Raw genomic sequence first — 26291 nt, 5'->3', positions numbered from 1 at the left:
TGTCGCCTTTTTTATCTCCTGCATGCTAGAGTTGTTAGGAATTTCATATAGTCGATGTTCAATTCCAACAGGTCAAAGACTCTTCCGTGGATAAATCAAGACAAAAACAGCTTACCCTCTGGCTCAAAGCGCAGCGTCTCCATGCTAAACGTTGGCTTAAACTCTCGGTCATTTTGGGCACCTGCAGTGCACTGACGATACTTTTGCAGGCTTATTGTTTAGCAGAACTTCTGCAACGCGCCTTAATCGATCATCAACCCCTTCCGCATCTTTACCACTGGTTAGCCCTGCTCGTCGGTTGTTTTGCGCTACGCTCAGTGCTGCACTATAGCCGCGAAAAAGTCGGCGTCAAAGCGGGCGAGGCGTTACGGCTCGCGATCCGCCAACTTGTATTAAACCGCTTAGAAGAGTTAGGACCGGTTTGGATCGCTTCTCGGCCTGTCGGCAGCTGGACCACTTTGCTGCATGAACAAATTGAGAAAATGCACGACTATTACGCGCGATATCTGCCGCAAATGACCTTGGCTGCGGTAATTCCACTGCTTATTCTGATCACCCTGTTTCCCATTAACTGGGCAGCGGCGACCATTCTATTCCTGACGGCCCCGTTAATCCCACTGTTTATGGCAATGGTCGGGATGGGAGCCGCCGATGCTAACCGCCGTAACTTTGCGGCGCTTGCGCGCCTGAGTGGCGATTTTCTCGATCGCCTGCGCGGCCTTGATACCTTGCGTCTCTTTAATCGACGCCACGCGGAAGAGCAGGCAATCGCAGACAGTACAGAGCAGTTCCGCTTACGAACAATGGAAGTCCTGCGTATCGCCTTCCTCTCTTCAGCCGTTCTCGAGTTTTTCGCATCAGTCTCCATCGCGATCGTCGCCGTGTATTTCGGCTTTTCATACCTCGGTGTGTTTCACTTTGGCAACTATCAGGGCGCAGTGACCCTATTCGCTGGCTTTATCGCGTTAATTTTAGCTCCGGAATTTTTCCAACCTCTGCGTGATTTAGGCAGTTTTTATCATGCCAAAGCCCAAGCCGCTGGGGCTGCCGATGAGATAGAAAGTTTCCTTACGGAGACGGACCTTTTGCACCCTACTGCTCAGCGTGAAGACCTGACTCTCGATCGCTCCCAAGCTCTCACTATTGAGGCCCGCGATTGGGTCATCACCTCAATCGATGGTAAACAATTAGTCGGTCCCCTCAATTTTTGCTTTAATGCCGATCAACGCGTGGCGTTAGTAGGACCGAGCGGGTCGGGTAAAAGTACACTACTTAATGCGCTGCTAGGGTTTCTGCCTTATCAAGGGTCGTTACTGGTCAATGGCCATGAACTTAATAGGGTGTCACGCGAAGACTGGCTGAAATCGGTGAGTTGGGTAGGACAGCATCCTCGGCTATTCCCTTGCTCTATCGCAGAAAATATTTCACCTCAAGGTGAACTTAGCGAACAAACACTGAATACGTTAGTGGCACAAACCGGCATCAATGAGTTTCTTGATCGCTTGCCGCAAGGTCTCGCCACGCAAGTTGGCGAAGAGAGTCAGAATTTATCTGTTGGCCAAGCACAACGCATCGCAGTCGCCCGTGCGCTGGCGAAGCAGGCGCAACTCTTACTGCTCGACGAACCTACCGCCAGTTTGGACCGCCATCATGAGCAGCGGATCATGCACTGTTTGCAACAGGCGAGTCACCAACAACTGACCGTCATGGTCACGCATCAACTCGACCAATTGACCGATTGGCCAACGATTATCGTTATGGAAACAGGGAAAATTGTCCAGATGGGCGATTTTCGTTCGCTTGCCGCCGAACAGGGGCTGTTCCAAACATTGTTAAGCCATCGCTCAGGGGAGATTGAATAATGAAAGCATTATTCCCTTTTTTAACGCTGTGGCGTAGGCATCGTTGGCAGCTAGTATTAGGCGTATTATTAGCCACCCTCACTTTGCTCGCGAGTGTTGGGCTGTTGAGTCTATCTGGCTGGTTTCTCGCCGCTTCCGCAATGGCCGGGAGCGCCGGTATTTATACTTTTAACTATATGTTACCCGCCGCAGGGGTTCGAGGGGCGGCAATCCTTCGCACGGTTGCCCGTTATCTTGAGCGCTTAGTCAGTCATGACGCCACCTTCAAAGTATTAAAACATCTGCGCGTTACCATCTTCAGTAAAATTTATCCGCTCGCGCCAGCAGGGACCCCTCAATTCCGTCAGGGCGATTTACTGAACCGTTTTGTCGGCGATGTTGAGACGCTAGACCATTTATATTTACGGGTTCTCTCACCGATGGTCGGGGCTCTACTGGTAACACTTGTCGTCGGAGTAGGCTTAAGTTATATCAACCACCAAGCCGCGCTGATGGTAGCGGGTGTGATGATTATAGTTATCCTGCTGTTCCCTCCCCTGTTCTACCGGGTGGGAAAACCGGCGGGTGAACAAATTGCTAGCTTGAGTAGTGCTTATCGGCAACAACTGACTACTCATCTCAGCGCGATGTCTGAACTCTTATTATACCCACCACGACAGGATTGGCGTCAGGAGCTCGGACAGACAGAGAAAAAATGGTTGGCAACGCAAGCGAGGCAGCAAAATCTCAATGCCTTGGCACAAAGTATTATCATCTTGCTGACCGGCTTAACCATTGTCGCAGTCTTTATCATTATGTCTCGCCATCAGATCGCGCAAATTGCGACCGCCGATAATGCATTATTGGTTTTCTGTGTACTGGCTGCATTTGAAGCGCTTGGTCCGGTGGCAACGGCTTTTCTCCACCTCTCTGAAGTATCGATTGCTGCCGAGCGCTTGAACCAGTTGTTAACGCAACAACCAGTGGTTACCTTTCCCACTCAGTCGGTCGCCATCGATGATCGTGCTGCTGAACTGTCTATTGAAGCCGTCGATTTTGCTTACAGCCCTAACGGGCCTAAGGTATTAGAGCACTTAACGTTGACGCTTGCCGCGAAACAGAAAGTGGCACTACTCGGAAGTACCGGATGCGGGAAAACAACATTATTACAATTACTTACTCGTGCTTGGGACCCGTTGGCCGGTAAGATCCTTATTAATAATCAGCCTTTAACGGCTTTTTCAGAACCCCAGCTTCGTTCCACCATCACGGTCGTTAGCCAGCGAGTGGCTATCTTCAATCAGACATTACGTGAAAACTTAACACTCGCTCAACCGCTCGCTAACGATGCACAACTCATTGAAAGCCTCGAGGTTGTCGGCTTAACAACGCTTCTTGACGGTGCAGGATTGGATAGCTGGTTAGGGGAAGGTGGCCGCCCGCTTTCCGGTGGCGAACGTCGTCGCTTAGCGATAGCCCGTGCACTATTACATAACGCGCCGATTTGGCTATTAGACGAACCTCTTGAAGGGTTGGATGCCCAGACCGAACATCTGATTATGCAACTTCTTCTTAGGGTGACCGCTGAGAAAACTGTGCTGATAGTTACACATCGCCTGACCGGTATTGAAGCTGTCGATAAAATCTGTGTGATGGAGCAAGGCCATATTATTGAAGCAGGAACGCATCAACAGCTGATGGCGGATAAGACCCGCTATTACGCTTTTCGCCAACGCCAGCAAGACCATAATGGACGATGAGTGCGATCTATCTTCCTTGCTTAGATGGTCGGCCTGACACGCAATTTCCGTCTACCGATAGCGCCCTAACCTCGCCGCAAGGGCTTCTCGCTTACGGTGGTGATCTGCGACCAGAACGGTTACTCTCAGCCTATAAGCAGGGTATTTTCCCTTGGTTCTCTGAGCAGGACCCTATTTTGTGGTGGAGCCCCGATCCGCGTGCCGTGCTACCGGTTGAGGGTTTTCATCTCAGTCGCAGTATGCAACGCTTTTTACGCCGCTGCCCTTATCACGTCACGCTTAATCATAACTTCCGCGCGGTGATAGAAGGCTGTGCCAGTACACATGTTGAGGGGACGTGGATCACTGAAGACGTCATCGCGGCATGGTGTGATCTCGCCGCAATCGGCCAAGCCCATTCATTGGAAGTGTGGTGCGGCCATGAACTGGTTGGCGGGCTCTACGGGATGGCATTGGGTGGGATGTTTTGCGGAGAGTCGATGTTCAGTCGCCAGCCCAACGCATCAAAATTGGCATTGCTGCAACTCTGTCGGCATTTTTCAGCATACGGCGGTGAGGTGATCGATTGTCAAATACTTAATCCACATACGCATTCCTTGGGCGCAAAAGAAATTCCCCGCCAACATTTTCTGACCCAATTAGCTGACCTACAGAAACGAATTATTCCATTAGAATGCTGGGTGAAAAAGCGGTTATTTTAAATCAGGGTGAATCTTTAACAGGCTTTTTTGATAAAAAGGTAGTATAATACTGGCGCTTGTTATGCTGGTGGCGGTTTAGTTAACACCCTATTTTCTTTTTACCCCACGCTTTCTTTGCGGAATAACGCGTCAGTAGATGGCGAAGATGGCCCTACTCTCACTTGTTCCTCAAGCGACATAACACCCAAATTCACGTAAAGATCGCTCGCTTGATGCCAAGCACAGACCTAATTGGTCGCCTTTTCTTTACACAGGTATAAGACTTCGGCATTATTCTGTCGAGTAAACATTTAGTTAGTCCATTCAGAGGATTCGATGGCCAAAGAAGACAATATTGAAATGCAGGGCACCGTACTAGATACGTTACCCAACACCATGTTCCGTGTAGAACTCGAAAATGGGCACGTTGTTACTGCTCATATCTCAGGTAAAATGCGTAAAAACTACATTCGTATTCTTACCGGTGATAAAGTCACCGTTGAACTGACACCCTACGATTTAACGAAAGGTCGCATTGTCTTCCGTAGTCGTTAATCTTTCGTTTAATGACTGCCATAAAAAAGGCCGGATTTTCCGGCCTTTTTATTTTCTAGTGAACGGTCCCTTCTGCTTTCTGCTTCGCCGCACTTTCAAAATGGTAAGTCAGCTGATCTTTCTGACGATCTAATCCTACTGACACCGATCCCCCTTCGACCAATGAACCAAACAGTAACTCATTGGCTAACGGTTTCTTCAAGTTTTCTTGTACGGCTCTAGCCATTGGACGGGCCCCCATCGCTTTATCGTAGCCTTTCTCTGCTAACCATTCGCGAGCTTCATCACTCACTTCAAGTGACACACCCTTAGGATCGAGCTGAGCTTGCAGCTCAACGATAAATTTATCCACCACCTGATGAATAACAGTTGTGGACAGATGCTCAAACCAGATGATGTTATCAAGACGGTTACGGAATTCTGGAGTAAAGATTTTCTTAATCTCTTCCAGAGCATCAGTACTATTATCTTGCTGAATTAAGCCGATAGTTTTACGTTCAGTCTCACGCACGCCCGCATTGGTGGTCATCACTAAGATCACATTACGGAAGTCCGCCTTACGGCCGTTATTATCGGTCAAGGTGCCGTTATCCATTACTTGAAGCAGTAAATTAAATACATCTGGATGCGCTTTCTCAATTTCATCCAGTAACACTACAGCGTGAGGATGTTTGATGACCGCGTCCGTTAATAATCCACCTTGTTCATAACCCACATAGCCTGGTGGCGCACCAATCAAACGGCTGACCGTATGGCGTTCCATATATTCCGACATATCAAACCGCAGTAACTCAATACCTAACGCTTTGGCCAACTGAGCCGTCACCTCAGTTTTCCCCACACCAGTAGGCCCGGCGAATAAGAACGACCCGACAGGTTTGTGCTCATTGCCTAGACCTGCCCGACTCATTTTGATCGCTTCCGATAACGCATTAATCGCTTTATCTTGACCAAATACCAGCATTTTTAAGCGGTCATCAAGACTGCGTAGCGTGTCGCGGTCAGTGGCGGATACGCTTTTTTCTGGGATCCGCGCAATACGTGCAACAACGGTCTCAATGTCTTGGATATTGATGGTTTTTTTACGTTTACTATTCGGTAATAAACGCGCCCGGGCACCGGCTTCATCAATCACATCTATCGCCTTGTCAGGGAGATGACGATCGTTGATATATTTGACGGCTAACTCTACCGCAGCGCGGATAGCTTTGGCTGTGTAGCGCACATCATGATGCTTCTCGTATTTCGGTTTGAGGCCGGTCAGAATTTTTACAGTCTCATCCATTGTCGGCTCGACAATATCAATTTTTTGGAATCGGCGCGCTAAAGCCCGATCCTTTTCAAAAATAGAGCTGTATTCTTGATAAGTAGTAGAACCCATTACGCGAATTTTACCACTAGAAAGCAGTGGCTTGATTAAATTAGCGGCGTCGACTTGCCCACCGGAGGCAGCCCCTGCCCCGATGATGGTGTGTATCTCATCAATGAAAAGAATGCTGTTCTGATCTTGTTCAAGCTGTTTTAGCAACGCTTTAAAGCGCTTTTCGAAATCACCACGATACTTTGTTCCTGCAAGCAGTGAACCGATATCAAGCGAATAGATCACACACTCTTTCATTACATCTGGCACATCGCCTTGCTCGATACGCCACGCAAGGCCTTCGGCGATAGCCGTTTTTCCAACACCTGACTCACCCACCAGTAACGGATTATTTTTACGACGACGGCAGAAGACTTGAACGGTTCTCTCTAACTCTTTCTCACGTCCGATGAGCGGGTCAATACCGCCCACGCGAGCGAGCTGATTAAGATTTGTCGTGAAGCTGTCAATGCGTTCTTCACTAGAACCGCTTGTAGCGTCGTCGGAAGATGCACTGTTTTCGGACGACTTATCTTCAGCACTGTCATCTTTGCGCGTGCCATGGGAGAGATAATTAACGATATCTAGACGACTCACTTCATATTTTCTCAGTAAGTAGGCCGCTTGTGATTCTTGTTCACTAAAAATCGCCACCAGCACGTTAGCGCCGGTCACTTCGCTGCGTCCAGACGATTGGACATGGAAGACCGCACGTTGTAGAACACGTTGGAAGCTTAATGTGGGTTGTGTTTCTCGCTCTTCATCCGCTTCGGGAAGCACTGGCGTTGTTTTTTGAATAAACGTTTCCAGTTCTGCACGCAACGCAGCGAGATCGACCGAGCATGCCTCTAGCGCTTCGCGTGCAGCGGGATTGCTGATTAACGCGAGTAGCAGATGCTCGACGGTCATAAATTCGTGATGGTGCTCACGCGCTCTGGCGAAAGCCATATTTAAACTGAGTTCCAGTTCCTGATTGAGCATTAGGCACCTCCGATCGGTTAACGCTTAGGTCTCAGCCTAGATATATGGGCTGATTAGCTTTTTTCCAGCATACATAGCAACGGATGCTCATTTTCCTTCGCGTAACGATTCACTTGCATGACTTTGGTTTCAGCCACTTCGGCAGTAAATTCACCACAAATCGCTTTCCCTTCATAATGCACTGTAAGCATCAGTTGCGTTGCACGCTCAATATCGAGTGAGAAAAATTTTTGTAAAACCTCGATGACAAACTCCATAGGGGTGTAATCGTCATTCAATAACACAACTTTATACATAGATGGCGGTTGAAGCGCCTCGTCGAGATTACTGTCTAAAAGTTGTTCGAAGTCAAAACCATGATGCGTGTTAGCCATAATTACCCAGCAATACTTGAATGAAAAGCACAAATTTTACTGTCAGTTTATCATGAACCCTAGTATTTAGCAGAACCGACCCTATCTTAGTCTAGCCCTTTTGGCACAATACATCTAAAAAAAACCTTGTGACAACCCATTCCCTGACTTTTATTTGCTGGACCGCACTCTAGGTTTATCCCTTCTGAGCAAACAGTGGCGAAAGTTGAACTACAATTACCCCATAATACGTTTATCCAAAGGGAGTAGTTCATGGAAAAGACAGTCGCGGCATTACTGGTCGAGACCTTAACAGAGGTAGGCGTCAAACATATATGGGGCGTCACCGGTGATTCGCTAAATGGGATTAGCGATAGTCTGAATAAACAGTCAGCAATCACTTGGATGTCAACGCGACATGAAGAGGCTGCGGCTTTCGCGGCAGGGGCTGAAGCACAAGTCACCAATGAATTAGCGGTCTGCGCGGGGTCCTGTGGGCCAGGTAACCTACACTTAATTAACGGCCTATTCGATTGCCATCGGAACCATCAACCAGTCCTTGCCATCGCCGCGCATATTCCTTCCAGCGAAATTGGCAGTAACTACTTTCAGGAAACCCACCCGCAAGAACTGTTTAAAGAGTGCAGTCACTATTGCGAACTCGTGAGTAATCCTGAACAGTTCCCGCAAATTTTGGCGATAGCCCTACGTACGGCGATTGTGAAACGCGGCGTCGCGGTGATCGTCCTACCTGGCGATATTGCCTTACAAAGCATTGAAGTGCCAGATAACCTTGAGTGGTATCCGCCGTCACTGCCTGAGGTCAAACCGGTGGCATCGGAACTGGAACAATTGGCTAACGTATTAGATAGCGCTCACAATATTACGCTGATGTGCGGCAGCGGCTGTGCAGGGGCGCATGATGACGTTGTTGCCTTAGCTGAAAAACTTCAAGCACCGATCGTGCACGCACTGCGTGGTAAAGAACATATCGAATATGACAATCCCTATGATGTTGGGATGACTGGACTAATCGGGTTCTCCTCTGGCTATCACGCCATGCTTGAGGCGGATACCCTCGTATTACTAGGGACACAGTTCCCTTACCGCGCATTCTATCCTGAGTCGGCAAAGATTATTCAAATCGATATCAACCCATCGAGTATCGGTTCGCACTGTCATGTTAACTTTCCGCTCATTGGCGATATCAAAGCGACTGTTAAGGCGTTGCTACCCTTACTTAGCGCTTCTCATGATCCCGCTCACCTGGAGAAATCCGTTAAGCATTATCGTAAAAGTCGCCAACAGTTAGATGATTTAGCCGTAGCGAACGATGATCGCCCTATTCATCCGCAGTATCTCGCCCAACAAATCGATCGACTCGCCACTGACGACACGATTTTTACCTGTGATGTTGGCACGCCAACCGTTTGGGCGGCGCGTTATCTCACCATGAATGGTAAAAGACGTTTACTAGGGTCGTTTAACCATGGTTCGATGGCGAACGCAATGCCTCAAGCGATGGGCGCACAATCTGTCGATGAATCGCGTCAAGTCGTCGCGATGTGTGGTGACGGTGGCTTTGCAATGTTGATGGGGGATTTATTGACCATTGCTCAGCACCAGTTACCGGTCAAACTAGTGATATTCAATAACAGTGTGCTGGGGTTTGTGGCGATGGAAATGAAAGCCGGGGGCTATCTGACCAATGGTACCGAATTGGACAACCCTGATTTTGCCGCCATCGCTAAAGCGTGTAATATCGAGAGCTTCAGCGTACAGAGGGCCTCAGAATTAAGCGATGTCTTACAACAGGCGTTTGACCATCCGGGTCCAGTGCTGATCGATGTGACGACAGCGAAAGATGAGTTAGCGATGCCGCCGCAGATAAAACTTGAACAAGCTAAAGGTTTCAGCCTGTATATGCTGAAGGCGATCATTAATGGCCAAGGCAGTGAGATTATCGATTTAGCAAAAACCAATCTGCTCCGCTAACCTATACCTCAGCCAGCCCCTGATAAGGGGCTGCTTATTCCAATTCTGTAATCGTCGTCACTATCGCTAAGTAACGGTGATCAAAAGGTACGAGCAAACAGTTCCGTCTGCATGATTATTCATCTTTCAAGCAAGGCTCAGACCAAACTGCTCTGCCAAGCTCGCCGCGACAATTATCTAATGATTAATGGTGCCAAGGATACTGCAGCAGAAGGGCCTGCAACCTTGCAAGGGTTAATTGATCACCCTGACCACTGCTATTCTCTGGCTGAAAATGCATCTGAAATGCGCGAATAACTTGTCGCTGTTCCTGCGGCGTAGCATGAGCGCTGAACACATAGCCATATTGTTTCAGTAAGGGAAGCAGAAGCGCATTGTCGACCGGTGTATCGGGTGCCCGTTCCGCCAATAACTTATTGACTCGCTTCTGATCCGGCCACGCACCTACCCCCTGTTGAGCCAGCTGCTGCCACGGAAAGCAAGGTCCTGGATCCACTTTTCTTAATGGGGCGATATCGCTATGTCCAATGATATTCGCCGGCTCTATCTTATAGCGGTCAGCTATCTCTCTGACCAATTTATTTAGCACGGCAATCTGCTGCGGCGGATAACTTTCACAGTGACCGTGATGCTGACCAGAGGGTAGGCTATAACCTCGGTTCACTAACTCGATGCCTATCGACGTTTTATTAAGGTTATAGGTCCCCCGCCACGCGCTGATCCCGGCATGCCATGCAGCCTGATCTTCAGGCACCAGCTGATAAATTTCTGGCGACGTCTGATGATCTTTCGGATACTGCGCAATCAGATAATGGCTACTGACTTGCTTACCCGTGAGCAGCGTTAAAGCCCGCTGCTCATCTGCCACAGTATAATGGATCACAATAGCGTTAATTCTTGGTTGATAACTGCGCGCGACGTAGGTAGTGTTAATTGCCTGCGGCACAGTCGGTGAAGTAGGCGTTGTTGCCTGACACCCCGATAACAGTGCCAGTATAATGAGAAATCCCTTTTTCATTTTTTACCCCTTTAGCCAGTAATGCTTTACTTTACCTCTGTTCCCGCGATTGACCAAACAAGGTAAGGATGATGCGAGAAAAAGTCTGCATCATAATTGCATATTTATGCACAATGAATTACTATCTCGGCAAATACACTCTTATAAAAGTCAGATTTATCGCATGAGCATTCATTTAGAAGGCGTAAATTGTTTCTACGGTGGTCAACAAGCCCTGTACGATATTACTTTGAACTGTGCTCAAGGGGAGACGCTTGTGCTGCTCGGCCCGAGCGGTGCAGGAAAGAGCTCATTGCTGCGTGTATTAAACTTATTAGAAATTCCGCGTTCAGGCCTGCTATCCATTGCTCAGCAACAGTTCAATTTCACGCAACGCCCCTCCGCTGCGGCGATTCGAACGTTACGTCAAGATGTTGGGATGGTTTTCCAGCAGTATAATTTATGGCCGCACCTCACCGTTGAACAAAACCTTATTCAGGCGCCTTGTAAAGTCTTAGGCTTAAGTCGTAGCGAGGCCCAAGCCCGCGCCAAGAAATATTTAGAGCGCTTACGCTTGGCGGACTACGCTCAGCGCTATCCCCTGCATCTTTCGGGTGGACAACAACAACGGGTCGCGATTGCGCGAGCGTTAATGATGGAACCTCAGGTGTTACTGTTCGATGAACCTACCGCGGCCCTCGATCCTGAGATCACCGGTCAAGTGGTAAAGATTATTAATGAACTCTCGGCGACCAATATCACCCAAGTTATCGTGACACACGAAGTTGAGGTCGCAAAAAAAACGGCATCTCATATTGTCTATATGGAAAATGGACGTATTGTTGAGCAAGGAAACGCTGATCGTTTTACGCATCCTCAAACACGCGAATTTGCGAACTATCTTTCACATTAAGGACAGGGTTACCATGAAAAAAATTCTTATCGCTGCACTCCTCACCAGCCTGTCAGCCTCAGCATTCGCGGCCGAAACGCTCCGCTTCGGAACTGAAGCCTCCTATCCTCCCTTCGAATTTGTTGGCAGTGATAACAAAATCCAAGGGTTTGATGTGGATTTAGCGATGGCAGTTTGTAAGCAAATTAATGCAAGCTGTAGCTTTAGCAATCAATCATTCGACAGTTTAATCCCCAGCTTAAAATTCCGTCGTATCGACGCGGCGATGGCGGGAATGGATATTACGCCTGAGCGTCAAAAGCAGGTATTATTCAGTACCCCTTACTATCTTAACTCTGCGCTATTTGTCGCAGAAAAAGGCAAAGTGGCTAGCCTAGCAGCGTTGAAAGGTAAGAAAGTCGGCGTACAAAATGGCACCACTCACCAGAAATACCTTGCAGATAAACAGAGCGAGATTAAGGCTGTTCCATACGATAGCTATCAAAATGCGATTCTCGACTTGAAAAATGGTCGTGTCGATGCGGTCTTTGGTGATACTGCTGTCATCAATGAATCGTTGAAAAATAACCCATCACTGGCACCGGTCGGTAATAAAGTCACCGATAAAGATTACTTCAGTACGGGTGTCGCGATTGCAGTCCGCCAAGGAAACAGCGCGCTGCAACAGCAATTCGACCAAGGTTTAGCCAAAGTCAAAGCCGACGGTGAATACCAAAAAATTTACGACAAGTGGTTTCAGAAATAATCGCTGATGAATGAATTACCTTATCTTCTCAATGCCGGCGGCTTGACCGTCGGCCTTGCCCTTTGCGCACTCGTCGTCGGCTTAACGCTGGCGATGATTTTCGCCAGTTGGGAATCCCTCTCCTGTAAACCGTTAGCGTGGATCGGCAGTTTACTGGTGATGCTAATTCGTGGCTTACCAGAAATCTTAGTCGTATTAGGGATCTATTACGGTTCCTCGCAGCTATTGCTTACCCTGTCTGATGGCTTTTCACTGCCGTTGGGCTTCACTACCTTGCACTTACAACTCCATATCGAAAACTTCGATGTCAGTCCATTTTTATGTGGGGTGATTGCACTTGCGTTATTGTACTCAGCCTATGCCTCGCAAACCCTGCGCGGTGCATTGCGAGCAGTACCTCAAGGACAGCGAGAATCTGCCTATGCTTTAGGGATGCGTAAATCAACCGTCTTTTTCACTATCGTTATGCCACAAATGTGGCGTCACGCCCTGCCGGGATTGGGAAATCAGTGGCTAGTGCTGTTAAAAGATACAGCTTTGGTCTCCTTAATCAGTGTAAATGATTTAATGTTGCAAACTAAAGGTATCGCGACACGTACCGAGCAGCCCTTTACTTGGTACCTGATTGCCGCAGGCATCTATCTACTTATTACCTTATTGAGTCAGGCAATCTTAAAATTTGCTGAGCGCCGTGTCACACGCTTTGAGTTGGAGCAATAATGATGGGCGACTATTTACTGAAGCTTAGCGCTGGCTTACCCGTCAGCCTTGGTCTTACTGTCAGCGCAGCACTTATTGCCCTGCTGATCGCCGTAACCCTCACCATTCTTCTATCATTACGTCATCGCGTAACAAATGCGGTGATCCACTGTTACTTAACCCTATTTACAGGGACACCGTTACTGGTACAGATCTTTTTAATCTATTACGGTCCAGGTCAGTTTCCGACCTTACAGCACTATCCCACGCTATGGTCGATTCTCTCTCAACCTGGGTTCTGTGCGGTGGTAGCGTTATCGTTAAACAGTGCCGCTTACACGACACAGCTACTCTACGGCGCGGTAAAGGCTATCCCTGCAGGGCAGTGGCAATCCTGTTTTGCCTTGGGGATGACACGGGGGGAGACGCTTAAAGTGTTACTGCCTTATGCGTTTAAACGTGCACTCTCTTCCTACTCTAACGAAGTGGTATTGGTGTTTAAGAGCACGTCGTTAGCCTATACCATTACCCTGATGGACGTGATGGGGTTAAGCCAACAACTGTATGGCGGAAATTACGACGTCAACGTTTTTGTTGCGGCAGGCATTATCTATCTCTGTATTAATGGGCTGTTGACCTTACTGATGAGAGCGATCGAAACCTATGCCCTACGCTTTGAGCGTCGCGCTTAATGAATAAGTTGCCTTCTGGCAACTTATTGCTCACGAATCAATAAAGAAAGCACTTCGCTGTGCGCAGTATGCGGGAAGAGGTCGAATAGCTGAACGCGTTCGAGACGGTAGCCTTGTAGTCGCGCAACATCCTTTGCCAGAGTCTCTGGATTACAGCTCGAATACAAGATCACCGCAGGCTTAACACTGACGATAAAGTCACAAAGCGCCTGGCCAATTCCCCGTCTCGGCGGGTTCACTAGCAGTAAATCCGGTGCATTCTCCTCGTTAACGGCGTAACGGGTGGCATCTAGCGCGCGGAATTCAGTATTCTTTAATCCGAGTTTACGGGCAGAATCTTTTGCACAGGCAATCGCCTCAGCCGAGATTTCAATCCCCGTTAAATGGGTTTCAGCTCTCGCACAATGCAGTCCAAAGCCCCCTACCCCACAAAACAGATCCCATAACGTGTCAAGCTTAAGTCCTTGCGTCCATTCACGCGCCGTTAAATAGAGTTTAGCGGCAACCTCAGGATTAGTTTGGAAGAAGCTTTGTGGGCGAATCCATAAAGGAATACGGTTGAATGACTCCGCTAGTGCTGAGGCATCACTCAATATAATCTCCTGCTCGCCCTCCATAATCGCCATATGAACCGGCTGAATATTCACTGAGATCACGGTTAATTGCGGCAAGCATTGCTGGAGTTCCGGTAGAACTTTTTTTAGCTGCTCTAACTTTTTGTCCGACCGTAAGACAAAGCGAAGCATCATTCCACCCTGCGTACTTTCTGTTAACAGTAAGTATTTCAGTTCGCCTTTGCGCCGAGCGATATGGTAAGGGGTTAAGCCCGCTTTCGCGATAAAGGGTAATAATTGACGAAAAACCGGGGCAAAAGTCTCCGGATAAAGGGGACAGTCGATCAAGTCCACGCCTTGGCCCTCGGGATTAACGATACCCAAAATGGGGCGTTCCACCGAACCACTGACGACCATTTTAGCCTTGTTACGAAACCGAGATTGCGCAGACGGTACAGGGGGGTACCACTCCGTCACCGGTATATCGGTTAATAGCTGTTCAATCTTCGCCTGTTTGTCGGCTAATTGCGTAACGTATTCTTTGGGGAGCCATTGGCAAGAGCGACACTGACCCGCGTCATAGCGAGGGCAAAACATAAGTTACCTGTGGACGAAAGTAAATGAGGCGCGGCAGTATAGCATTGAAGCGGAATGAAATCCTATGGTTCTCACCCCGCGACAGCGTTTAGCGGGTAATCCAACCTTGCTGCTGAAGGAAAGCTAGCATATGAGGGCGGCTTTCTTTGGTGATCATTCTTTCCACCATTTCACTCCAGGTTTCATGGCGGTTGGCACTGCTACGATGTTGGTAATACTCTAATAGTTGTTGGTCGTAGGCCGCGAGCGTTTCAGTTTCGATCGGCTGGTAGCGATTTTCATGCACAAGCATTGAGAGCGGCATACGCGGCTTGAGTTCAGGGGTATCTGTTGGCCAACCGAGGCAGAGTCCAAATAACGGTAAGACAAATTTAGGCAGATCCAGCAACTCACTTACCGCTTGCGGTTGGTTTCGTAGGCCGCCTATGAAAACACCCCCTAAGCCGAGTGATTCCGCCGCCACCATCGCATTTTGGGCTAACAGTGCCGTATCGACACACCCCAAAATCAATTGTTCGGCATAGCCTAACTCCGCATGTTCACTGATTTGCTTGTGTCGGTTAAAGTCAGCACACAGTACCCAAAATTCGGCGGCCTCAACCACCCATGATTGGTCGCCTGCAAATTCAGCCAAACGCTGGCGTTTATCTTTATCCGTTATCCTTACCACCGACGCGCATTGTAATAAACTTGAGGTAGACGCTGATTGAGCTGCTAACAGGATCGCTTCACGGTGTTCTGCGCTGATGGGGGCATCGCTAAAATGGCGAATAGAGCGGTGCTGGCGAAGAAGGTCGATGGTCGGTGTCATAACGCACTCCAAAAATTTGGTAAAACGTAAGTGTAGCTATAATTCAACCGCCTAACATCTCTACCGACTCACCAATTGTGCGGAATCGACGATAATCCCTCTTCTCAACTTCCAATCTTTCAGCCAGCAAGGCATGATAAATCGTTCATTCTTCAAAGGAGCTGTTATGTTTGTGGTAATTTTTGGTCGTCCGGCCTGCCCCTATTGTGTCCGTGCCAAAGAGTTGGCGGATAAACTGACTGAAGAGCGTGACGATTTTAGCTATCGCTATGTGGATATTCACGCTGAGGGGATCAGCAAAGACGATTTATCGAAAAGCGCAGGGAAGACGGTGGAAACTGTTCCGCAAATATTCATCGACGAATCCCACGTTGGCGGCTTTACCGAGTTTGAAGCCTACGCCAAGCAACACCTCGGATTATATCAATAATCTCTTCGGGTACTGATGTATCAGTACCCGCCATCCCTCTGTCTAAATCATTTTTTCTCTCAATCAGTCATAGCAGTTAGGCAAGTGAACGATTAGAATGAGTCTGTTTTTTTAGAACCAACAGCCTGAGCTCAACGCTGGCTGATGGAATCACTCTTCGACTTATTAATGAAAATTGACTCGTGAATATAAACGTTGCAAATTTGCTCAGCGCCAATGATGTCTTGCTTCTTTTTGTAGTGCTCTCTCTCGGTCTTTGCCTAGGAAAAATTCGGCTTGGCAGTATCCAGCTCGGTAGCTCAATTGGGGTACTGGTGGTCTCACTGCTGCTAGGCGAACAACATTACTCTATTAATACTAATGCGCTGAGCTTGGGTTTCATGCTGTTTATTTTCTGCGTGGGTATCGAAGCCGGACCTAATTTCTTTTCAATTTTTTTCCGTGATGGGAAAAACTATTTAATGCTGGCGCTAGTGATGGTTGGCAGTGCATTACTGATCGTGCTGGGCTTGGGCAAACTTTTTCACTGGGATATTGGCCTCTCTGCTGGAATATTGGCAGGCTCGATGACCTCTACACCGGTACTGGTCGGGGCCGGAGACACACTCCGGCAAGTGATTAGTGACCCCCAACAACTCGCCGTATTGCAAGATAATCTCAGCCTAGGCTATGCCTTGACCTATTTAATTGGCCTGGTCAGTTTGATCTTTGCTGCCCGCTACCTTCCACGGTTACAACACCAGGATCTTCCCACCAGCGCACAGCAAATCGCACGCGAGCGCGGCTTAGATGCCGATAGCCAGCGTAAGGTTTTTTTACCGGTTATCCGTGCCTACCGTGTCGGAAAAGAACTTGTCGAGTGGAGTGGCGGTAAAAACTTACGCGAACTTGGGATTTATCGTCACACGGGCTGCTATATCGAGCGAATCCGACGTAACGGTATCTTGGCTAGCCCAGACGGCGACGCAGTGTTACAAGAAGGTGATGATATCTCTTTAGTGGGATATCCCGATGCGCATGCACGCTTAGATCCTAGTTTCCGTCATGGGAAAGAGGTGTTCGATCGTGATCTACTGGATATGCGAATTGTCACCGAAGAGATCGTGGTAAAAAACCATAATGCAGTCAATAAGCGTCTAGGGAAACTTCGCTTAACCGATCATGGATGCTTTCTTAACCGTGTCATCCGTAACCAGATCGAAATGCCTATTGATGACGATATCTTATTAAATAAGGGAGATATCTTACAGATTAGCGGTGAGACAAGACGGGTAAAGAGTATTGCCGACCGTATTGGTTTTGTCGCTATCCACAGTCAAATGACCGACCTACTGGCCTTTTGTTCCTTCTTTATCGTTGGATTGATGATCGGTATGGTGACATTTCAATTCAGTAATTTTGGCTTTGGTATTGGTAATGCGGCAGGGCTACTTTTTGCAGGGATTATGCTCGGTTTCTTACGCGCCAACCACCCAACCTTCGGTTATATCCCGCAAGGGGCATTGACCATGGTAAAAGAATTTGGATTGCTGGTCTTTATGGCCGGTGTCGGCTTAAGCGCAGGCAGTGGCTTACATCATGGGCTGGGTGAGAACGGGCTTTCCATGCTGTTGTGTGGCGTCGTCGTCAGTCTTCTACCTGTGGTGGTCTGTTACTGTTTCGGCGCTTATGTGTTACGAATGAACCGAGCGATGCTGTTCGGTGCATTGATGGGGGCGCGCACCTGCGCCCCAGCGCTAGAAATTATTAGCGATACCGCACGCAGCAGTATTCCCGCGTTAGGGTATGCAGGGACCTATGCGATTGCTAACGTTATTCTGACCCTTGCTGGGACACTTGTGGTGATGTTGTGGCCAGGCGGCTAATCATCAGCTTAAGGGTGAAAAGATAAGACTTTTCACCCTAGTCGCAAAACATTAATTATATTAACATTAAACGTTAACAATTAATGCTACCCACCCTTAAGGAGAATAGTGATATTATGGAGCAGTTGAATACTCAACTTTTTTTATGGCTTAATGCGACTCCAGATTCTCCCCATTGGTTGATTAATTTTGCCACCATTTTGGCTAAAGATGTTATCGGTATCATTCCGTTACTCGTGGTCAGTCTATGGCTCTGGTCACCTAAAAATTGCTTAGATTCGCGCCGTGAGTTGGTCCTTAAGACAGCAACTGCTTTATTCTACGCTATCGTGTTTTCCTTCGTCATTGGTGTAATATTCCCACATCCTCGCCCCTTCGCGATTGGCTTGGGATATCAGTGGTTGAATCACTCTGCAGATACCTCTTTCCCAAGCGATCACGGTACCTTTATCTTTACGTTCAGTTTAGCCTTCCTATTCTGGCATCGCGCGTGGTCGGGCATTGCACTACTTACCGTTGGCGTGTTAATCGCATGGTCACGTATTTATCTTGGTGTGCACTGGCCACTCGACATGGTCGGCGGACTGCTGGTGGGGATGATTGGCTGTTTATCGGCCGAGCTTGGTTGGAGATTTTATGGACAAGCACTTTTAAGCTTCGCTCATAAAGTGTATCGCCAACTCTTTGCCTTACCTATCCGCTGGGGTTGGACACAACATTAACGATTGTTTGAGACAAAAAAGCCAGGCAATGGACTGACTCCATAATCCTGGCTTTTTTATGTTCGCTATTCAGTACTCATTAGAACCATTTAGCAAACAGGGCAGAGATATGGAGCCAGACATAGTCAACTAAGCGGCTGAACATTCCCCCCTCTTTCACATCGTCTAAGACGACTAAAGGTTTCTGATCGACAACTTTCCCGTTGATTTGAAAATTCACTTGGCCGACCACCTGCCCTTTAGTCAGCGGTGCAGAAAGCTGGTTTTGGTTTAATGTGTAATCTGCTTTTAAGGCATTCACCTGACCTTTAGGAACGGTAACAGAAGCGTTGTCCATTACACCCAGCGCTGCCTGCTTCGTCTCGCCAAACCAGACTTTAGTCTGTATGAAAGGTTTCCCCGCTTTGATAGGTGACAACGTTTCGAAGTTTTGGAAGCCCCAATTCAACAATTTTTCGCTCTCACGAAAACGGATAGCGTCTGTATTCGCACCCAGCACCACTGAGATAAGGCGCATATTTCCGGATGTCGCAGAAGCCACTAAATTATTACCCGCTCCTGAGGTGTATCCCGTTTTAATTCCATCAACATTCAGTGATGAATTCCACAATAGACGGTTACGGTTAGGTTGACGAATATTATTGAAGCTAAACTCTTTCTCTTTGTTCAGTGCGTATTCTTCCGGTACATCACGGATTAAGGCTTGGCCAATCAGTGCCATATCACGTGCGGTACTGTATTGACCAGGCTCATCTAGTCCATGCACGGTGGTGAAGTGGGTATTCTTAAGGCCGAGCTTTTGACTATAATTATTCATTAAGCCAATAAAGGTATCTTGGCTGCCCGCGACATAATCAGCAAGCGCGATACAAGCATCATTTCCTGATTGGATGACGACTCCGCGATTGAGATCAGCCACAGAGACCTGTGAACCCGGTTTCAGGAACATCACCGACGAGCCACGCAATTTTGGATTTCCCGTGGCCCACGCGTCTTGACCAATGGTTACGTTATCCGTCGACTTGATTTTTCCACTTTTCAATGCTTGACCTACCACATAGCTGGTCATCATTTTGGTTAAACTGGCAGGATCTAATCGGTCATCGGCATGCGATTCGGTGAGGACTTTGCCGCTATCATAGTCCATTAGAACCCATGCTTTAGCCTCAACCTGCGGAGCATTAGGTTGAGGCTCGGCAAAAGCAATGCTTGGGGCAATGATCAATACAGCGAGTAACGCTGGGCGAAGCGGGGTTGACATCTTTAATGGGCGCATTATTTTTACTCAATCCTAATTAACTCGTTGAAAATGAGGATATCCTGACAGAGTGTCAGTATCTACAGTCGTGTTAAAAAATTTACAATTTTTTTTCAAGGTTGAGTCTCTCATCATGGCACGCTAAGACAGATGAACGCGTAGTTACCATGCTGATTCGTTAGCGTAAGCCCTATTATCACTGCGAAAAGAAGATGCTCCTCCGCTCGGCAAACGTTGCTAACGTGTTAATCTATAGTCAATTACCCCCATTGAACGAGGTTAAGATGGAACCCTTTACCGCGGACCTACTCTCTGTCGAAGACGCCCAAGCACTTTTACTCGGTGATCTTTCCCCTCTTATTGCCTCACAAACGCTTAACATTAATGAGGCTTTGGGTTGGGTGACGGCCGAGCCAATTATCTCTCCACTCAATGTGCCTAGTTTCGATAACTCAGCGATGGATGGCTATGCTTTACGGCTGTCTGATCTCCACGCCGATCAAACTTTACCGATAGCTGGTCAAGCGTTCGCAGGTAACCCCTATCCTAGTTCCCTGCCCGACGGTTATGTTATCCAGATTATGACAGGAGCACCGATCCCCGAAGGCTGTGAAGCCGTTATCATGCAAGAGCAGACCACAAGGACAACACAAGGTATTCAGCTGAAATCAGCCGTAAAAGCTGGGCAAAATATTCGCCGAGTGGGTGAAGATATTCGTCAAGGACAAGTCGTACTTGAGGCAGGTGTCCGCCTTAAAGTGAAAGATCTTCCTCTCCTGGCATCTTTAGGTATACAAAACGTTAAGGTCACCCGCCCTCTGCGCGTAGCGATTTTTTCGACCGGAGATGAGCTGGTCTTACCAGGAAACCCTCTTGCGGCTGGGCAGATATACGACACTAACCGCTTTGCGATTTCACTCATGCTACAACGCCTAGGCTGTGTTGTGATCGACCTAGGCATTATCCCAGATAATAAACCGTCACTGACCGATTCTTTCCACCGCGCGGATCACCAAGCTGACTTGGTCATCAGTACTGGTGGCGTATCGGTAGGGGCTGCTGACTATACCCGGGATGTACTATTGGAATGCGGGGACATTACGTTCTGGAAGTTAGCGATGAAACCCGGGAAGCCTTTCGCCTTCGGACGATTACGCGAAAGCCTATTTTGTGGATTACCCGGTAATCCAGTTTCAGCTGTAGTGACTTTTTGTCAGCTGGTTTACCCAATGATCCTCCGCTTACAAGGGATCACTGCTGCGCCTTTCACTTCCTTCACTGCAAAGTTGACGGCCCCAATCGCTAAGCAGCCGGGCCGAACCGAATTTCAGCGCGGATATTATAGATCTCAGTACGGTGAACTCCACGTCACAGCGGACGAAAAACAGGGCTCGCATATGTTCAGTACCTTTACTCATGCCAACTGTTTTATCTGTTTGCCGCGTGAATCGGGTTCATTATCACAGGGAGAGAGTGTGACCATTCAACCCTTCCCCGAATTTTTAAACGGTGCATGATGCCTTTATCTGATAATGCGTTATTACGCTACGACCGGCAAATAGCCTTAAAAGATTTTGATATTGATAAGCAGCAACAGCTCGCCGCAGCAAAAGTCATGATTGTAGGAATGGGAGGATTGGGCTGCGTTGTGGCGACTTATTTAGCCTCAAGTGGCATCGGCCAGCTAACATTGGTTGATCCCGATACCGTCAGCCTCTCTAACCTTCCTAGACAGATACTCTTCACTGAGACCGACTGCGGGAAAGCAAAAGTTGAGGTAGCACAACATCAGCTCGCCATGCGTAATCCAGAGTGTCGAGTAAATATTGCGCAGCAAGCGTTTGATGAATCCAGTGAATGGCTCGCCCACTGTGCTGAACAGCAGATAGTTATCGATTGCACCGACCAGCTTTCGAGCCGCCAGCAGATAAATCGTCATTGTTTTGCGACCTCTACTCCGCTTATTTCAGGCGCAGCTATCCGAATGGAAGGTTGTGTGATCAGCTTTACTTGGCAGAAGGACGAGCCTTGCTACGAGTGTCTCAGCCATTTTTTTGGCGAACCTATCGGTAGCTGCGTAGAAAATGGCGTGATGGCACCGCTGACTGGAATTATCGGGAGTTTGCAAGCAATGGAAGCGATTAGGCATTTGACCCAGTATGGCAGTACCACACAAGGCCGGTACCTGCTTTACGATGCGATGAATTTCAGCTTTACCTCGTTAAAGGTAAAGCGAAATCCACACTGTAGGCTTTGTGCCTATCCTCAATAAGAGTTAGGCACAGTGTTCACTAGTTAATACCTTGTGAATTGAGATAATCTTCATAATTACCGGTAAAGTCGCTGACTTTACCGGGTTTAATTTCCAGAACCCGAGTGGCTAAGGAGCTGACAAATTCGCGGTCATGTGAAACAAAGATTAGAGTCCCTTCGAACATTTCTAACGCCATATTTAAAGATTCGATGGATTCCATATCTAAGTGGTTCGTTGGCTCATCCATAATTAAGATATTCGGTTTTTGCATCATTAATTTACCGAATAGCATCCGCCCCTTTTCCCCTCCAGATAGCACTTTTGCCGGCTTTTTAATATCGTCTTGGCTAAACAGTAAACGCCCCAGTACACTCCTTACTGATTGCTCGTCATCACCCGCTTGCATCCATTGGCTCATCCAGTCAAAAACCGTTAAGTCATTAGCAAATTCGTATTCATGGTCTTGTGCGTAATAACCAATTGAAGCATTTTCAGACCATTTAACACTGCCACTTTCAGGCGTAACCTCGCCAACTAACGTTTTAAGTAACGTGGTTTTACCGATACCGTTGGCACCAATAATAGCTAATTTCTCTCCGACTTCGAGGAGAAGACTCAGTTTAGAAAATAGCGGTCCGTCATCAAATCCTTTGGTTAATGCTTCAACTTCTAGAGCATTACGGAAAAGTTTTTTATCTTGTTCGAAGCGGATAAAGGGATTTTGTCGGCTCGATGCTTTTACTTCATCTAATTTAATTTTATCGATCTGTTTCGCGCGCGAGGTTGCTTGGCGTGATTTCGATGCGTTAGCACTAAAGCGGCTAACGAAAGATTGCAGTTCTGCAATTTGTGCTTTCTTCTTAGCATTATCTGAAAGTAGGCGCTCACGAGATTGCGTAGCCGCAGTCATGTATTCATCGTAGTTACCTGGATAGACTCGTATTTCACCGTAATCCAAATCGGCCATATGGGTGCAGACCATATTTAGGAAGTGACGGTCGTGCGAAATAATAACCATCGTACTATCACGCTCATTTAACGTTTGTTCTAACCAGCGGATCGTATCGATATCCAAGTTGTTGGTCGGTTCATCTAATAGCAGAATATCCGGATTAGAAAAGAGTGCTTGAGCAAGTAATACACGCAGCTTCCAGCCAGGAGCGACTTCGCTCATGGGGCCATAGTGTAAATCAACCTCAATTCCAACACCCAGTAACAGTTCTCCCGCACGCGCTTCAGCGCTATAACCATCCATTTCACCATACAGGACTTCGAGATCGGCGACCTTATAGCCCTCTTCTTCACTCATTTCCGGTAATGCGTAAATACGGTCCCTTTCTTGCTTGATTTGCCATAACTCATCGTGGCCCATTATTACCGTATCCAAGACACTGAAGGCTTCAAAAGCGAACTGGTCTTGGCGTAGCTTACCAATACGCTCATTCGTATCTTGCGCAACATTACCCGCCGTTGGTTGTAAATCACGTCCCAAAATTTTCATAAAGGTTGATTTGCCGCTACCGTTTGCGCCAATTAACCCATAGCGATTACCTCCGCCAAATTTTACAGAAATATTTTCAAATAGTGGTTTACTACCAAATTGCATGGTTACGTTATTAGTTACTAACACGATTAAGCCTTTTAATTAATGGGGTTGGGCAATGATGGAGTATGACTTGACAGAATTTACCGCTGTGTAATCACGACATGATGAGGTGATTATAACTCATCTGGGAAAATTCTCTGAATATTACAGAAAGAAAAATAATAAAAAAACCAGCGCAAGCGCTGGTTCTTAAGGAGCACTGAAGCTTAGATTAAGAAGCTATCCAGTGATTTACCTTCGTCCAGCGCTTTTTTGATAGCGGCTGGAGTACGGCCCTGACCAGTCCAAGATTTCTTCTCACCGTTCTCGTCAGTATAAGCATACTTAGCAGGGCGAGGTGCACGTTTAGCACGTTTTTTACTGGTATCAGCTGCGCCTAATAGTTCGCTTGGGTCGATACCTTCGGCCGCTAATAATTCGCGGTATTTAGAAAGCTTTTCTGCTTTCTCACGGTTTAATTCTTCTTCAGCTTCAATTTCTTCACGACGTTCGGTCACGACAGTCGTTAATTTTTCTAAAATCTCTTCCAGATCGGTTAACTCAACTTCGCGAGCTTGCGCACGAAGTGTACGGATATTGTTCAGTAGTTTAAAAACGTCGCTCATTATTTTTCCCTTTCTATAAACTTTGAAAATCACAATAATGCCAAGGTTACCGAAATTAGTTTAGAAAATAAATAGAAAATTAGAAAATATTAATTTTAAAAATAAATATTATTTCAAGGTAAAGAGATCTGACACCTTCATTACAAATTCATTACTTTTGAAATTGTTAAATCATTAAACGCTTTTAATTTGACAGTGAAATATACTTTATTAAGTAAAAACCAGTTTCAGATAATTCTGGTACTGATTCCATTCTGAAATTGTGTTCATTACTTTCTCTTATAGTGTAAAAGAATTTTGATTAATTAACATAATTTTCAGAAAAAAAATAATACGTCTTGAGGTTTGGTAACAATAACGTCGAAAGAACAGCGTTAAAATGCTGAGGGAATAATAGCCATACTCACTAATTACCCCCTACTCTTTATAATGAAAAGACCGATTTCTCACGGCTTACTTTAGAGATTAGATTTGTTTTTGGCGATAAACGCTTTGAAAATGGCTAAGGTCTCATCGCTAACATGGTGTTCGATCCCTTCAGCGTCACAGTGCGCGACTTCTGGCGAGATTCCTAGGCTTAATAAAAATTCTTCAACTATTGCATGGCGCTCTCGGCTTTGCTGAGCCAGGCTTTCACCTTCTTGGGTTAAGAATACTCCACGATAAGGTATTTGCTGAATAAGCCCCGCAGCCGCTAAACGTTTCAACATTTTTGCCACAGTAGGTTGTGAAACACCTAATCGTGCAGCCATATCCACCTGACGGACTTCGCCAAACTCATGAATAAGATCAGAAATTAACTCGAGGTAGTCATCGATAAGCTCGCGTCGATGCGCTTCTCTAACCTGTTTAAACCCTTCAACATGGTTTTCTAGATCTTTAATTGGGCCAATTGTTGGCTTTACACGAGTGTTAGGGTGATTCATCGAAATTCCTTACAAAGGCCAATGTCGACATCGCCGACCATGCCACTATCTTAAACGAGATGAGATCAAGCTCAACCCTTTTCTCACATAGCGTTGGCTAAACAATATAGCCTGTGCTATAAATTATTAACGATGACTATTCTGTCATCATTGTTGAGGAGGTCGATCTATGCGTTGTAACCAAGAACACCCTCAGACATCGAGTAGTGCTCGCCCCTCGCCTGTCCAGTCGTCTTTATACGGCTACGCGACACTCTCTCCTTTTCAATTACGCCTCTACCTGTTGAAACGCCTACTAGGCATTTTCTACAGGTAAAAAAAAACGACCCCAAAGGGTCGTTTTTTTGGAGTTGTACAATTAGAAGCTGTAACCAACGCCAGCGATCCAAGTACCAACGTCCACGTTACGGATACGGCTTTGCTCGTAACCTACGTCAAGCGCAACGTTTTCCCACGGGTTGAATTGCAGACCAGCACCGTAAGCTACGCCGACATCGCTGTTGCTTTTGCTGTTGTAACCAGTTGCAGCGTGACCTTCAGCGTTGTTTTGTACGCGACCGATACCGATACCTACAACACCGTAGATGCTCGCCCAGTCATTTAGACGGTAAGCAGGACCTGCGGTGATGCCGTAGTACTGACCTTTACGGTAGTCATTGACGTTTTTGTTAGAATCTTTCTCAGTGTAAGTGAAAGATGCGATCCAACCTAATGGGTTAGATTCATCTTCGTAACGATATTTTAAGTTGAAACCGTTAGCTTTGTTTAAAACACCTTGGTAATCGCTTTGTGCGTAACCACCAGTAACGGTGCTTTTAGCCATTGCAGAACCTGCAGAAACGGCGAGTAAACAAGCTAAAGCTGAAAGACATGCAATTTTTTTCATAATAACCTCAATGTGAAATTACTTTTATTTTTACTGACAACAGATGAAATATAACAAAAAAAAGTAAGAAACTCTGCTCGAATTTTGTTGTCCAACCCCGAGCAACATGTAACATAACGTGTACAAAATCACTTATCTTACTGATAAACATGACTTAATTGCTCAAAAAAAACACCTTATTTTTTTTATAAAATAACAAATCTTTA

24 protein-coding genes are annotated in these 26291 nt (G+C 46.9%); 14 read left to right on the top strand and 10 right to left on the bottom strand.

The genetic code is table 11. The features are described 5' to 3' along the window. The first annotated feature begins 86 nt into the window (after positions 1-86). The 4 genes from cydD (at position 87) to infA (ending at position 4836) form a co-directional block, all read left to right on the top strand. On the top strand, positions 87-1862 hold the full coding sequence (gene cydD, locus MKR94_RS04050) for a heme ABC transporter permease/ATP-binding protein CydD (protein ID WP_241645549.1): 1776 nt from the start codon (positions 87-89) through the stop codon (positions 1860-1862). Further along, positions 1862-3601 (top strand): heme ABC transporter ATP-binding protein/permease CydC, encoded by a 1740-nt coding sequence (gene cydC, locus MKR94_RS04045; RefSeq protein WP_241645548.1) that lies wholly within the window; start codon positions 1862-1864, stop codon positions 3599-3601. The genes cydD and cydC overlap by 1 nt, the downstream gene beginning before the upstream one ends. Further along, a complete protein-coding gene (gene aat / locus MKR94_RS04040) occupies positions 3598-4302 on the top strand; it encodes a leucyl/phenylalanyl-tRNA--protein transferase (RefSeq protein ID WP_241645547.1) in 705 nt (234 codons plus the stop codon). The genes cydC and aat overlap by 4 nt, the downstream gene beginning before the upstream one ends. A 315-nt stretch (positions 4303-4617) precedes the next feature. Further along, a complete protein-coding gene (infA, locus tag MKR94_RS04035) occupies positions 4618-4836 on the top strand; it encodes a translation initiation factor IF-1 (protein WP_028684310.1) in 219 nt (72 codons plus the stop codon). A gap of 55 nt (positions 4837-4891) precedes the next feature. On the opposite strand, the gene clpA is transcribed toward infA, so the two are convergent. Next, entirely contained in the window at positions 4892-7177 is a 2286-nt protein-coding gene (gene clpA / locus MKR94_RS04030) for an ATP-dependent Clp protease ATP-binding subunit ClpA (protein ID WP_241645546.1), read from the bottom strand. Positions 7178-7230: 53 nt separating this feature from the next. Then, positions 7231-7551: an ATP-dependent Clp protease adapter ClpS gene (gene clpS / locus MKR94_RS04025; protein WP_099822396.1), complete on the bottom strand. Its 321-nt coding sequence runs from the start codon at positions 7549-7551 to the stop codon at positions 7231-7233. 252 nt (positions 7552-7803) lie between these two features. On the opposite strand from clpS, the gene poxB reads away from it, so the two are divergent. Then, a complete protein-coding gene (gene poxB / locus MKR94_RS04020) occupies positions 7804-9525 on the top strand; it encodes a ubiquinone-dependent pyruvate dehydrogenase (RefSeq protein ID WP_241645545.1) in 1722 nt (573 codons plus the stop codon). 184 nt (positions 9526-9709) lie between these two features. Here poxB and MKR94_RS04015 read toward each other — a convergent pair whose 3' ends face one another. Beyond that, a complete protein-coding gene (locus tag MKR94_RS04015; RefSeq protein WP_241645544.1) occupies positions 9710-10543 on the bottom strand; it encodes an N-acetylmuramoyl-L-alanine amidase in 834 nt (277 codons plus the stop codon). A gap of 163 nt (positions 10544-10706) precedes the next feature. Here MKR94_RS04015 and artP point away from each other — a divergent pair, with 163 nt between their 5' ends. The 4 genes from artP to artM are packed head-to-tail and all read left to right on the top strand — an operon-like array spanning position 10707 to position 13571. Then, a complete protein-coding gene (artP, locus tag MKR94_RS04010; protein ID WP_241645543.1) occupies positions 10707-11435 on the top strand; it encodes an arginine ABC transporter ATP-binding protein ArtP in 729 nt (242 codons plus the stop codon). Between the two features lie 13 nt (positions 11436-11448). After that, positions 11449-12180: an arginine ABC transporter substrate-binding protein gene (gene artJ, locus MKR94_RS04005; protein WP_241645542.1), complete on the top strand. Its 732-nt coding sequence runs from the start codon at positions 11449-11451 to the stop codon at positions 12178-12180. Between the two features lie 6 nt (positions 12181-12186). After that, entirely contained in the window at positions 12187-12900 is a 714-nt protein-coding gene (artQ, locus tag MKR94_RS04000) for an arginine ABC transporter permease ArtQ (RefSeq protein ID WP_241645541.1), read from the top strand. Between the two features lie 2 nt (positions 12901-12902). Continuing rightward, positions 12903-13571: an arginine ABC transporter permease ArtM gene (artM, locus tag MKR94_RS03995; RefSeq protein ID WP_241645619.1), complete on the top strand. Its 669-nt coding sequence runs from the start codon at positions 12903-12905 to the stop codon at positions 13569-13571. 23 nt (positions 13572-13594) lie between these two features. Here artM and rlmC read toward each other — a convergent pair whose 3' ends face one another. Together rlmC and nfsA are read right to left on the bottom strand one after the other, a co-directional pair. Next, positions 13595-14722: a 23S rRNA (uracil(747)-C(5))-methyltransferase RlmC gene (gene rlmC, locus MKR94_RS03990; protein ID WP_241645540.1), complete on the bottom strand. Its 1128-nt coding sequence runs from the start codon at positions 14720-14722 to the stop codon at positions 13595-13597. An 88-nt stretch (positions 14723-14810) separates the two neighbouring features. After that, positions 14811-15533, bottom strand: coding sequence for an oxygen-insensitive NADPH nitroreductase (gene nfsA / locus MKR94_RS03985; RefSeq protein WP_241645539.1), 723 nt, complete (start codon positions 15531-15533; stop codon positions 14811-14813). A 166-nt stretch (positions 15534-15699) separates the two neighbouring features. Here nfsA and MKR94_RS03980 point away from each other — a divergent pair, with 166 nt between their 5' ends. The 3 genes from MKR94_RS03980 to ybjG all read left to right on the top strand — a co-directional run bounded on the left by MKR94_RS03980 (position 15700) and on the right by ybjG (position 18550). Then, on the top strand, positions 15700-15963 hold the full coding sequence (locus MKR94_RS03980) for a GrxA family glutaredoxin (protein ID WP_048911867.1): 264 nt from the start codon (positions 15700-15702) through the stop codon (positions 15961-15963). A 182-nt stretch (positions 15964-16145) separates the two neighbouring features. Continuing rightward, positions 16146-17828, top strand: coding sequence for an aspartate:alanine antiporter (locus MKR94_RS03975; RefSeq protein WP_241645538.1), 1683 nt, complete (start codon positions 16146-16148; stop codon positions 17826-17828). Between the two features lie 116 nt (positions 17829-17944). After that, entirely contained in the window at positions 17945-18550 is a 606-nt protein-coding gene (ybjG, locus tag MKR94_RS03970) for an undecaprenyl-diphosphate phosphatase (RefSeq protein ID WP_241645537.1), read from the top strand. Positions 18551-18629: 79 nt separating this feature from the next. Here the strand turns inward: ybjG and MKR94_RS03965 are convergent, their stop codons facing one another. Beyond that, the gene (locus MKR94_RS03965; protein ID WP_241645536.1) at positions 18630-19826 is read right to left on the bottom strand and encodes a serine hydrolase; all 1197 of its coding nucleotides are present in this window, start codon (positions 19824-19826) and stop codon (positions 18630-18632) included. Positions 19827-20092: 266 nt separating this feature from the next. Between MKR94_RS03965 and moeA the strand changes: the two genes are divergently transcribed. Both moeA and moeB read left to right on the top strand, forming a co-directional pair. Further along, positions 20093-21325, top strand: coding sequence for a molybdopterin molybdotransferase MoeA (moeA, locus tag MKR94_RS03960; RefSeq protein ID WP_241645618.1), 1233 nt, complete (start codon positions 20093-20095; stop codon positions 21323-21325). Continuing rightward, positions 21322-22080 carry a molybdopterin-synthase adenylyltransferase MoeB gene (gene moeB / locus MKR94_RS03955; RefSeq protein ID WP_241645535.1) on the top strand — a complete coding sequence of 253 codons (759 nt, stop codon included), beginning with the start codon at positions 21322-21324 and terminating at the stop codon, positions 22078-22080. The genes moeA and moeB overlap by 4 nt, the downstream gene beginning before the upstream one ends. 19 nt (positions 22081-22099) lie before the next feature. Here moeB and MKR94_RS03950 read toward each other — a convergent pair whose 3' ends face one another. The 4 genes from MKR94_RS03950 to ompX all read right to left on the bottom strand — a co-directional run bounded on the left by MKR94_RS03950 (position 22100) and on the right by ompX (position 26085). Then, entirely contained in the window at positions 22100-23692 is a 1593-nt protein-coding gene (locus MKR94_RS03950) for an ABC-F family ATPase (protein WP_241645534.1), read from the bottom strand. A gap of 182 nt (positions 23693-23874) precedes the next feature. After that, positions 23875-24273, bottom strand: a complete 399-nt coding sequence (locus MKR94_RS03945; protein WP_241645533.1) for an H-NS family histone-like protein — start codon at positions 24271-24273, stop codon at positions 23875-23877. A 458-nt stretch (positions 24274-24731) separates the two neighbouring features. Continuing rightward, on the bottom strand, positions 24732-25199 hold the full coding sequence (mntR, locus tag MKR94_RS03940) for a manganese-binding transcriptional regulator MntR (RefSeq protein WP_241645532.1): 468 nt from the start codon (positions 25197-25199) through the stop codon (positions 24732-24734). 358 nt (positions 25200-25557) lie between these two features. Further along, positions 25558-26085, bottom strand: coding sequence for an outer membrane protein OmpX (gene ompX / locus MKR94_RS03935; protein WP_241645531.1), 528 nt, complete (start codon positions 26083-26085; stop codon positions 25558-25560). Between the last annotated feature and the right edge of the window lie 206 nt (positions 26086-26291).

It is taken from the genome of Rosenbergiella metrosideri (assembly GCF_022602565.1).
Taxonomy (GTDB): domain Bacteria; phylum Pseudomonadota; class Gammaproteobacteria; order Enterobacterales; family Enterobacteriaceae; genus Rosenbergiella; species Rosenbergiella metrosideri.
The sequence above is the reverse complement of the archived record's forward strand: the minus strand, read 5'-3'. Positions and strand labels throughout refer to the sequence as shown.